Genomic DNA, 11,265 nt, shown 5'->3' with positions numbered 1-11,265 from the left:
ATCAGAATCCCGATCAGGGCCAATGGCCATGCCCACGCCCCTGTCCCATGCCACCCGGCGGCCGGTCTTAATCGAGTGCGACAGTCCCGGGCCGGGTGATACAAGGTCTGCGTGCCTGAGTATCTCTACTTCCCCACCCTGCTGCGGATGGTTGACGAGCGGTCCGCCGCGTTCCGCGCCACCGTCGGCGCGGCCCCCAGCCTCGACGCCGACGTCCCGTCCTGCCCGGGCTGGACGCTGTACGACCTGGCGAACCACCTCAGTGAGGGGGACCGCTTCTGGGCCCACATCGTGCTGAACACCGCGCCGGGCGACGAGCGGCCGAGCAAGGACGGGCTGGCGGCGCCCAGGGAGCGCGAGGCCTTGGTGGCCTGGCTGGCCGACTCGACGCAGCAGCTGCTTACTGCTCTGCGCGAGGCCGGCCCGGACCGGGGCTGCTGGGCCTGGTGGGAGCCGCTGGCCTCGCCGCACACGGTGGCCGCCGTGGCCCGCCGCCGCGTCCCGGAGTCGCTGATCCACACCTACGACGCCCAGCTGGCCTCCGGTACCCCGCAGGAGCTGCCGACGACCGAGGCGGGCGACGCGATCGAGGAGTTCCTCGCCACCGTCTGCACCGGCACGGTCCCGTGGCCGGGCGAACCCGCCACCATGGACTACCACGCGGCCGAGGCCGGCTCCTGGCGCCAGACGGTGGACGCCGCCGGTTCCCGCTTCACCCGCCTCACCGCGGCGGAGGCCGCCGGGAGCAAGCCCACCGCCGCCATCTACGGCACGGCGAGCGAGATGGCCCTGCTCATGTACATGCGCATCCCGGCCGACTCGCTGCGGATGGAGGGCGACGCCGACCTGCTCCAGCAGCTTCAGAGCTGGGGCTGAGACCGACCGGCTGCGCTCCTCGGTACAGCGCCGCACCGTGCCGAAGCCGTTCATCCACGCGTGGCTCCGCTCCACGACCCACCTCTTGCCGGCCTGGATCGGGGCGGGAGGAAGCCGGACGACATGGCGTGCTCCGTACGGCAGTTGACAGCCCGAACGCAGCACGTCAGAGTCCCGGCGTGAGCGAGATCAACGATCTGACCCCGGCCGAGATTCGTATATGGCGGGCCTTTCCGCGAGGCGAGTCCGTGGACTTCCGCGCCGCCGAGAACGAGGATCCGGCGCTCGGCGACACCTGGGGCGCCGAGCGGACCGTGCGGGCGAGTGTGCTGCGGGCGCTGTTGATCAAGGCTCCGCAGGAGGAGGGGGAGATCGCCGCGCTCAAGATCACGGGGGCGCGGATCACCGGCGTGTTGGACCTGAAGTACGCCACGATCGATGCCGCCGTCCGGCTGAGCCACTGTCACTTCGACGGTGCTCCCGACCTGTACGCAGCCCAGCTGCGCCAGCTCAATCTGAGCAAGTCGGTTCTGCCGGGCCTGACCTCAGCGACCTTGCGGGTCGAGAGGGTGCTGCGGATGACGGCCTGCCGTATGCGGGGGCCGGTGCGGCTCGGCGGGGCGAAGATCTCCGGGGCGCTGTTCATGGAGCGGGTGGAGTTCATGGCGCCGGACGACTCAGAGCCGGTGCTGCAGCTCAACCAGGCCGAGATCGGGGATGACTTGTGGGCGCCGGAGATGCGCGCCCACGGACAGGTACGGCTCACGGGCGCTTCCGTCGCCGGGCGGATCAACGTTCAGGACGCCGAGTTCAACAAGCCCGATGGCACCGCGCTGGACGCGCAGAACCTCAACGTGGGAGCCCATGTACGGGCGCGGCGCATACGTGCGCAGGGCCGGGTCGAACTCCGAGGCTCGCGCATATCGGGCCGTCTCGACCTGCTCCACGCCCACCTGTCCGCTCCGGGCGACACAGCACTGCGGGCGAGCAGCTGCGTCATCGGTGAACTCTGGCTGCGCAGTGGCGATCGCATCGAGGGCGCCCTGAACCTACGGCGTTCTCACATAGAGATCCTGACCCTTGAACCGGAGATGCTGCCGGACCAGGTGCATCTCAGCAATCTCACCTACACCGTACTCACCCCGCACGAGCCGGCCGAGCGCCGCCTTCCGATGCTGGAGCGCGACGGCGACCGGTATGAGCCACACGGCTACGAGCAGTTGATGGCGGCTTACCGCCATGTCGGTGACGACGACGCGGCCCGGCTCGTCCAACTCGCCAAGCAGCGCCGCCGACGCACCACGCTCACCTGGTACGGACGGCTGTGGGGGTTCGTCCAGGACGTCACCGTAGGCTACGGCTTCCGCCCGCTGCGCGCGGCTGTCTGGCTGCTGTCCCTCATGGCCATCGGATCGATTGCGTACGGCCTGGACCACCCACGCCCCATCAAGGCGGGCGAGGCCCCTGACTTCAACCCCGTCTTCTACACCCTCGACCTGCTCCTGCCGATCATCAGCTTCGGCCAGGAGTCGGCGTTCGCCCCCGAGGGCTGGCACCAGTGGCTGTCCTACGCCCTGATCATCACCGGCTGGATCCTGGCGACGACGATCGCCGCGGGCGTGACCCGTACGGTCAGCCGCCAATGACCTCTCCCGGAGCACCGGCGAACCAGGAGTGGCCCTGGGCCCAGTGGGTCACCCATCCGGTGAAGCCAGGGGTGTCCGGCATCGGGGAAGCGACGGCCTAGCCCAGCCACCCCCGCAGCAGCTCCTCCCGCTGGGCGGTCCTGGGGGAGCCGCCTTCCCAGGCGCGGCCCCACGCCGACATCGCGGCCAGCGTCGTGGCCATCGTCGCGGCGCCGTCCGTGAGGCGGGACAGGAGCGCCTGGGAGAGGTCGGCCTCCGCCTCGGTGTAGCCGACGGCGGCGGCCGCGTAGGCAGACAACTCGCGCTCACCGTCGGGTGTCTCCACCCGCAGGGCCATCATCGCCGGGCCCGCGCCCGAGGGCCCCGGGCCGCCCGGCAGCGCGAGGTTCACCACCGTGTCCAGGGCCAGTTCCGTGACCGCGCCGATCTGGCGCTTCAGGGTCTTCACGGGGACGTCGGACACGCTCAGAGCCCGTACGTCCTCCCACAGGAAGAGGCCCGACTGCCCCTCCCCGAGAGCCAGCACGCCCTCGGGGGTCAGCCGGACCCCGGGAGCGGAACCGGTCGGCTTCGCGCCCACGTACACATCGCCTTCGGCGATCCAGAACAGGCCCACCATGGCCATCGGTTGCCCACCTCTTCCGAAGACCGCGCCGCCGCCGTCGTCCTCCACACCACACCATCGGAACGCCTCCGCAACGCGCGCACGAGCGGGGAAGTTCCCTCCGCCCGCCTCCGCCGCGGCGTTGTCAGTGACGCCGCGTAGCGTAGGGGGTGTCGATCAACAGCACGGGGGAGAGCGGCGCATGGGCACGCGTGTCGAGAAGAACGGCTACACCGCGGAACTGACGGACGATCTGGAGGTCGTCTACCGCAACCCGCACGGGCGGAAGCTGAAGAACGTCCCCGAAGCCCTCGTCGGAGCGCCGGATCTCCGCCTGATGCTCACCACGTGGACGCGACTGAAGAAGCAGCGCGAGCTGTGCCGGCAGCAGGCCCGTGCGTGGGCGGACGCCGGGGTGCGCGTCCCGCGCGCGCTGGCCGACGCCGATCCGCTGTGGCGGGAGGCCCTGGAAGCCGAAGCCGTCGACCTCGCCGACGAACGGGGCGAGGGCGGCCTGTGGGCGCGTACGTACACCGGGTTCGACGGCCGTACGTTCACCCTGCTGCTCCCGGAGCAACTCGTCCCGTACCGCGACCGCTTGATGCGCGAGGAGCACTGGGAGCCGGACGGCTGCTTCGCCACCGACGTCCCGGACCCCTCCGACGGGGAGCTGCCCTTCCCCGAGCGGGTCCTCGCCGCGCACCCGGGCTTCGCGGACCTGGCAGCCCAGAAGCTCGTCGCCCTGCGGGACTGCACGAGCGGGTGGAGGTTCGTCTTCAAGTCGGACATCGACGCGATTCTGCACGGGCTGCAGGAGTCGGCTCCCGACCTGCTGATCACCCTCCTCGACGAGATGGCCGACCTGGCCCTGCGGGAGGGTGAGCAGCCGACCGCCGCCGCGTGGTTCGGGCGCGCCCGAACCGCCGAGCGGACGCAGGCGCGCAAGGTCGACCAGGAGTGGCTGGTGGGCCGCTACCTCGCGTACGCCGACGGTGAGGCGCTCTCCGCCACGGTGCTGCGCGCCTGGGTCCGCGACCTCGCCGCGAAGGGAGCGGCGACCGAGGTGGGCCTCGCCGCCTTCCGCCACGTCGTCGTGCGCCGCGTCCGGGCCTCGCGGGAGCTGTACCCGCAGCTGGCGGCCGACGTGCGCAGGATCGCGAAGGCGGCCCGCCTGGAGCCCGAGAAGGAACTGGCCGTGCTCCTCGCCGAGGTGTGCGCGGCCGGTGGGATCTCGCTGGCCGACGAAGCGTTCTGGACCGACTGCTTCAAGGGCTCGGCCATGGAACTCCTCCGCGAGCACGCCCCGGCGGGGGCGCACCAGGTCCTCGCGCTGCGGCCCCGGTACTTCGGCGACAAGGCCGCGATCTGGCGCGAACTTCTCGAACGCACCGGCGCGCTTGCCCTGCTCACCGGTGAGACCGGCGAGACCGGCGGGCTCCCCACGGGCGAGGCGGCGGCCTGGCTGTCCGCGTGCGTCGAGTCGAACAGCAAGCGGAACGGTCCCTGGGCGGTCATGTACGAGATCGCCGAGAAGCTCGCGCCGCGGCTGGCCGCCGACGGTGTCCCCGTGGAGTTCTCGTACGACACGTTCGACCGGCGGACCGACAGGAGGACGCCGCTCGACCTCATCGACGTCCTCCTCGAACACGGCGCCCCGGTCGCCGACCCACCGGAGCTCCTCGGCCCGTCCGAGCTGTACCACCTCCTGCTCGCACGTCGGCCGAAGCTGGAGCACCTGCGGGCCGACGAGCGCTTCGCCCGCGAACTGCGCGCCCGGGTGCGGGCCGACCTGGAGATGACCACGCGGAGCCAGGCCACCAACAGCTGGTACCAGCCGCAGGCCACCAAGGGCTGGGGTCAGATCCCCGCACTCTTCGACAACCCGATCGGGCACGAGGAGATCCGCGCCTGGTCCGCGCGCGAGCGCGCGAAGCTCCGCGCAGGGGTCGACCTCGAAGAGCTGGTCCTGCTGCTCGGCCGATACGCGCACGTGGGCGCGGCGGCGGACCTGCTTCTGAAGGACACCGACGCCGCGGCGGAGTTCGCCGCGGTGGACGTCCTGCGGCCGCTGATGGCCGAACTCCCCGACACCGTCTCGCGCGCACAGGTGGAGGAGCTGGTGGGCCGGCTCGAGCCCTACCACGTGGACCGGGAGGGTGTACGAGGCCCCAACCGAGGACCGATCCTGGAGGCGCTGCCGCAGCTCGGTGAGCCGATGCACAGCCTGGCCGCCCGCGCCCTGGTGATGGCCGCCAACTGCCGGGACGGTCTCGCGCGCCTTGTGCGCCGCCTCACCCCCGTCGAGGACGCGCCGACGCGCACGGCGCCCGAGCCCGGTGCCGACGATCCCGACATCCGGATGAGCCGACGGCTGATCCAGCTCGCCGAACACGGCACCACGGTCTGGGGAGGCGACCTCGCGGAGGCCGACGCCACGCTCGACGGCCTTCCCCGTGACCACAGCTTCCGCCACACGCACGCCCACGCGGCGCCGGTCGCGCTGTGCGCCGTCTCCGCCAGGGCGGATGCCCGCACCGAGCGGTCGCTGACGGCCTACGCAGCCCACCCCGCCGTCGCCGGGGCTCCGGGCCGATGGCGGATCGGCCGGTTCGAACTGCCCGAGGAGCGCCCGGACATCACGCTGCCCCTCCCCGGGAAGGTCTACCGCACGGCGACGTCCGCATCCGTCGTCCTCGGCGGCGGCAAGTCGCACCGGATGCTGTGGGAGTACGCCCCGGACGGCACCTTCTCCGAGGACGGCCCCCTGGCTCCCGCCGGCCTGAAGCTGACGCACGCCCATGTGCTGGAGCCCGTCCGCCCCGGCAGCTGGTTCGCGCGCTTCGCCCAGCTGTACCGCGAGCGCGGCCCGGCCCCCGCCCGCCCCGAGCTCGCGGCGGCCTTCGCCGCACGGCTCGGGCTCACCACGGCGGAGGCCGCCGTGCTCCTGATGGCGCACGTCCCGTGCGCGCCGCATCAACTGGACGGGGAGGACGGCTACCTCTCCCGTCACCCGCGGACCGACCTGGAGCCCTGGAAGATCGGACGGAAGGACGCGGAGGACGCCGTCGGCGCCCTGACCTCCGGGCTCGGCCCCCGGTTCGTCACGACCCTCTACGACAAGCTCCTTCCCGACGACCCCGAGGAGCTGTGGACCACCGGCCCCGACGTCGACCGTGCCACCGACTGGTGGGTGCGCGAACTGGGCGAGCCCCTGCCGGTCCCCACGGCGCTGCTGCCCCTCGCCGCGAAGGAGACGCTCCTTCCCCAGGGCGAGCGGGCTCTCCACCGCGTGCACACCCGCGGCGCCCGGGCCTGGTGGCCCCACCTGCGGCTGCCGGCCCTGCTCGGCCGGCTCGCCACCGGGGCGCACTGTCTCGACCCCCACAGGTCGGGCCTGGTGGGCGAGCCCCACCTGCTCGCGCTCCCGAGGACGGCCGCGTGGCTCGCCTACCGCACCCCGGCCGGCGATCCGCTGCGCCCGGTGGTCGGCGCGGCGATCTCCCGACTCCGCGAGCACCTGACCTCGGGGCCGGGCCCCCTCACCCTCTTCTCCCTGCAGAGCAACTACCTGATGGGAGAGCCCCCTTCGACCGAGGCGCTCACCGCTCATCCGGCGGTCACGGAGGAGCCCGACCCGGTGTACGACGTCCGCCATGTCCAGGTGGACCCCGCGGCCCTCAAGGGGGCCGACGATCCCCTCCTGGACACCCTCGACGCGTACCTCGACTCCGTCCTGCCCTCCCAGTGGCTGCCCGCCCCGTCCGGGCTGCCCGCCCTCGCGGACCTGCGGCTGCTGCTCAGCGACGACTTCACCGCACTCGGGGAGCACCTCGCCGGCGACGGGCAGCGGGACCCGGGCTGGGAGCAGGACCCGGCCCGCTCCGCACCGCGGCTCCTCGAGGAATGCGCGCGGACGTACGGACTGGGCCAGGACGCCGCGGCCCTCTACCTCATGCTGCTCGCCCTGCCGGATCCGTCGGACCGCAACGTCAAGGCGTGGACCGGCTGGAAGTCCCCGCGCTTCAAGGAGGCCGAAGCCGAACTGGGCGCCTCGGGCCGCGTGCTGCGCGCCGTCCGCCCGCGCGCCGGCCGCTCCCTTTTCCTGCCGGGCGCCTGGCAGGAGCGCAAGCCCCCGCGCCTGCCGGTCGAGGCGTCGAAGCTCGGGCTGCTCCCGCTGGCCAGGGAGCACCGCTCGACGTCCCATCTGGCCGCGGTGCCCTCCGCTCCGCTGCCCGCACTGTTCACGCGCGCGTGGGAGGCCCGGAGGAGCTGACCGCGTCAACCATCGGCATCACCGACGCGTCTGACCCTGATGCCGCCCGACACAGCACGCCGGGACGCCAACCCGCCGACAATCAAGCACGCCGACACCCAGGCACCCAGGCACGCCCGGCACGACGAGGAGCAAACGCGTGGCCACCACCGCAGAGTCCGCCCCAGAGTCCGCCCCACCACTCACCCCCTCCGCGGAACCCGAAACGCCCGCGTGGCGCATGCTCCTCGGCTACGTACGCCCGCACCGCTGGACGCTGCTCGGCGGGGCGGTGCTCTCGCTGATCACCGGGGCCACCGGGCTCGCGCTGCCGCTGGTGGCCAAGCACCTCATCGACGCGCTCTCCGAGGACCGTTCCATCACCGGCGCTCTGCTGCTGATGTCGGCCCTGGTCCTCGCCAACGCGGGGATCGGCGCGCTCGGCGGGTACGTCCTGCGGCGCACGGCCGAGTCGGTCGTCCTCGGCGCGCGGCGCACTCTCTCCTCGTACCTGCTGAGGCTGCGCATCGCCGCGGTGGACCGGAGCGAACCCGGCGACCTGATGGCCCGCGTCACCTCCGACACGACCCTGCTGCGCGAGGTCACCACCGACTCGCTCGTGGGCCTCGGCACCGGCGGCCTGACGCTCGTCGCGACGCTGGTGATGATGGGCCTGGTCGACCCGGTCCTGCTGGCGGTCACCCTCGGCGTGGTCCTTGGCGCGGGAACGGTCATCGGCGTGATCGTCCCCCACATCAACAGGGCCAGCCGGCAGGCACAGGACGCGGTCGGGGCGATGGGCGCGTCACTGGAGCGCACCCTCGGCGCCCTGCGCACCATCAAGGCCTCAGGCGCCGAGCGACGCGAGGAGCAGGCCGTGCACGCCGCGGCCGAGGAGTCCTGGCGGCAGAGCGTACGGGCCGCCAAGTGGTCCGCCCTGGCGGGGAACACGGCCGGTCTGTCGATGCAGATCGCGTTCATCACCGTGCTCGCCGTCGGCGGCGCCCGGGTCGCCACCGGCGCGATCGACGTGGGCACTCTCGTCGCGTTCCTCCTCTACGTCTTCTACCTGATGTCCCCGATCCAGGAGGTCGTCGGGGCGGTCACCCAGTACCAGGCGGGCGCCGCGGCCCTCGCCCGGATCCGCGAGGCGCTGCGGCTGCCGGCCGAACCCCCGGCCGAGCCCGCGCCCCTGCCCGCACCCGGTGCCGAACCCGCAGCGCTGGCCTTCGAGGACGTCCGGTTCCGGTACGCGCACGACCTGCCGTACATCCACCACGGCGTGAGCTTCTCGGTCCCGCCACGCGGCATGACCGCCTTCGTCGGCCCGTCCGGTGCGGGCAAGACCACCGTGTTCTCCCTCATCGAGCGGTTCTACGACCCGGACGCGGGACGCATCACCTTCGACGGCCGCGACCTGGCCGCGTGGGACATGCCCCTGCTCCGCTCGGCGATCGGCTACGTGGAGCAGGACGCCCCCGTCCTCTCGGGCACGCTCCGCGACAACCTCCTCCTCGGCCATCCGGACGCGACCGAGGACGACCTGCTCCGCGTCCTCGGGACCACCCGCCTCGACGGCCTCGTCGAGCGGCTCCCCAAGGGCTTGGACACCCTCGTGGGCCACCGCGGCACCAAGCTCTCCGGTGGCGAGCGCCAGCGCGTCGCCATCGCCCGCGCCCTCCTGCGCCGCCCCCGCCTGCTCCTCCTCGACGAGGCCACGAGCCAACTCGACGCCGTCAACGAGGCCGCCCTGCGCGACACGGTCGCCGAGGTCTCCCGCACGACGACCGTCCTGGTCGTGGCCCACCGCCTCTCCACGGTCACCATGGCCGATCGCATCATCGTCATGGACACGGGCCGCGTCCGCGCGATAGGCACCCACGGCGAACTCGTCGCGAAGGACCCCCTCTACGCCGAACTCGCCGCCACCCAGTTCCTTGCCACCGCCGACACGTGAGCACCGTCCGGCCGCCCACCAACGCCGAAGTCCCCGTCCACCCCGGCGGAGTGGAACGGGGACTTCGGCGTTGGTGGGCGTTACGCGGGTACCGCAGGCTCGCGGCGGCTGTCGGACCAGGCCGACCAGAGTTCGGCGTAGCGGCCGCCCGCGGCGACCAGTTCGGTGTGGGTGCCGGTCTCCACCACGCGGCCCTGGTCGAGGACGACGACGCGGTCGGCCGTCGCCGCCTGGGGGAGGCGGTGGGCGACCATGAGGCCCGTGCGGCCCTCCAGGGCGCGGAGGGCGGCCGTCTCCAGGACGCGGGCGCCCGCGCTGCCCGCGTCGGCGGTGGCCTCGTCGAGGATCGCGATGGGCGGGTCGGTGAGGACGAGCCGGGCCAGGGCCAGGTGCTGGGCCTGGGTCACCGTGAGCCGGTGGCCGCCCTCGCCGACGACCGTGGCCAGGCCGTCGGGCAGCCCGTCGACCCACTCCAGGGCGTCGACATGGGCCAGCGCGGCCCGCAGCTCCTCGTCCGTCGCGCCGGGCCGGGCCAGCCGCAGGTCCTCGGAGAGCGGGCCCGCGAAGACATGGACCTCCTGGCTGATCAGGGTGACCGCGCGCCGGATCCCGGCCGGGCCCAGCTCCCGGGTGTCCACCCCGCCCAGGGCGATCGAGCCGGCCGCCGGGTCGTGGACGCCGGCGATCAGCTTCGCCAGCGTCGTCTTGCCCGCGCCGCTCGCGCCGACCAGGGCGACGCGTTCACCGTCCCTGACCTCCAGGTCCACCGCCGTGAGCACCGGGTGGCCGTCCACGTAGGAGTGGCCCAGGCCGGAGACCTTCACCGAGCCGTCGACCGGTGCGGTGACCTGCCCGTCGGGCTCCCGCTCCGCCGGGAGGCTCGACACGCCGACCAGGCGCGCGAGGCTCGCGCCCGCGGACTGCGCGTCGTCGATCAGGAACAGGGCCGCGTTGATCGGGTTGAACAGGCCGTGGAAGTACAGCGCCGCCGCCGTCGCCGTACCGATGCTCACCGAGCCGGCGTCGACCAGGAAGAACCCGGTCAGGAGGATCGACGTCATGCCGATGAACTCGGCGATGTTGAGGCGGGAGAAGAAGCCGGAGACCAGGTGCATGCCACGCGCCGCCAGGCCGACCGCGGCCTGCGAGCGCTGCTCCAGGAGGTCGGCGTGCCGGCCGTTCAGACGGAACGCCCGTACCGTGCGGACGCCGCCGACACTGTCGAGGAGCTGGTGCTGGAGCGCGCCGGTCGCGACCCGGTGTGCGGCGTAGATGGTCGCGGCGCGCGGGATGTACCAGCGGACCGTGAGGACGTGGACGGGGACGGCCACGAGCACCGCGAGCAGGAAGCGCCAGTCGAGGACCGTGAGACCCACCAGCGTCAGGATGATCGTGAGGAAGGCGCCCGCGAACTCGGGCAGCGCCTGCCGCACGGCCTTCGCGATCAGCGTGACGTCGCCGGTGACGCGCGAGGTCAGGTCGCCGGAACCGGCCTTCTCGACCCGCTCGAGCGGCAGCCGCAGCGCCCTCGCGATGAACCGTTCCCGCAGGTCCGCGAGGACCGTCTCGCCCAGTCGGGCCACGAGGGACTTGCCGATCGCCGTCGCGACACCGCGGGCGACGGCGACCGCGAGCAGGAGGAGCATCGGTACGGTCAGCGCGCCCGCGCCGCTCTTGTCCACGACCAGGTCCACGATGCGCCCCAGCAGCGGCGCGGTCAGCAGACCGATGCCGGTGCCGACGACGAGGACGGTCACCGCCGTCACCGCGAGGAGGCGGTGGTGGCGCAGGAGTTGACGCACGACCGCGAAGGTCTGCGCGCCGGTGGCGGTGGGCAGAAGCTCACGTTCGGGCGTCCCGGGTCCGCTCATCGTCCGTCCTTCGTCCTTCGTCTCTCGGCTGTCCTGAACTCCCTCGTCCCGCGTGCCCG

6 protein-coding genes and 1 pseudogene are annotated in these 11,265 nt (G+C 72.8%); 4 read left to right on the top strand and 3 right to left on the bottom strand.

The genetic code is table 11. From position 1 onward, the window contains the following. Positions 1-111 precede the first annotated feature (111 nt). Positions 112-876 carry a maleylpyruvate isomerase family mycothiol-dependent enzyme gene (locus ACF09C_RS02355; RefSeq protein WP_392087701.1) on the top strand — a complete coding sequence of 255 codons (765 nt, stop codon included), beginning with the start codon at positions 112-114 and terminating at the stop codon, positions 874-876. Positions 877-885: 9 nt separating this feature from the next. Here ACF09C_RS02355 and ACF09C_RS02350 read toward each other — a convergent pair. After that, a pseudogene (locus ACF09C_RS02350) lies at positions 886-984 on the bottom strand (IS5/IS1182 family transposase); the annotation flags it as partial. Between the two features lie 71 nt (positions 985-1,055). Between ACF09C_RS02350 and ACF09C_RS02345 the strand changes: the two are divergent. Beyond that, positions 1,056-2,522 (top strand): membrane-associated oxidoreductase, encoded by a 1,467-nt coding sequence (locus tag ACF09C_RS02345; RefSeq protein WP_392087700.1) that lies wholly within the window; start codon positions 1,056-1,058, stop codon positions 2,520-2,522. A gap of 97 nt (positions 2,523-2,619) precedes the next feature. Here ACF09C_RS02345 and ACF09C_RS02340 read toward each other — a convergent pair whose 3' ends face one another. Continuing rightward, a complete protein-coding gene (locus ACF09C_RS02340; protein ID WP_392087697.1) occupies positions 2,620-3,147 on the bottom strand; it encodes a hypothetical protein in 528 nt (175 codons plus the stop codon). 181 nt (positions 3,148-3,328) lie between these two features. Between ACF09C_RS02340 and ACF09C_RS02335 the strand changes: the two genes are divergently transcribed. Together ACF09C_RS02335 and ACF09C_RS02330 are read left to right on the top strand one after the other, a co-directional pair. Further along, positions 3,329-7,399, top strand: coding sequence for a hypothetical protein (locus ACF09C_RS02335; protein WP_392087695.1), 4,071 nt, complete (start codon positions 3,329-3,331; stop codon positions 7,397-7,399). A gap of 220 nt (positions 7,400-7,619) precedes the next feature. Beyond that, positions 7,620-9,335: an ABC transporter ATP-binding protein gene (locus ACF09C_RS02330; protein ID WP_392088670.1), complete on the top strand. Its 1,716-nt coding sequence runs from the start codon at positions 7,620-7,622 to the stop codon at positions 9,333-9,335. An 80-nt stretch (positions 9,336-9,415) separates the two neighbouring features. Here ACF09C_RS02330 and ACF09C_RS02325 read toward each other — a convergent pair whose 3' ends face one another. Beyond that, the gene (locus tag ACF09C_RS02325) at positions 9,416-11,206 is read right to left on the bottom strand and encodes an ABC transporter ATP-binding protein (protein ID WP_392087692.1); all 1,791 of its coding nucleotides are present in this window, start codon (positions 11,204-11,206) and stop codon (positions 9,416-9,418) included. Positions 11,207-11,265: the final 59 nt, after the last annotated feature.

This window comes from Streptomyces sp. NPDC014870, from assembly GCF_043081505.1.
In the GTDB taxonomy this organism is placed as follows: domain Bacteria; phylum Actinomycetota; class Actinomycetes; order Streptomycetales; family Streptomycetaceae; genus Streptomyces.
The sequence above is the reverse complement of the archived record's forward strand: the minus strand, read 5'-3'. Positions and strand labels throughout refer to the sequence as shown.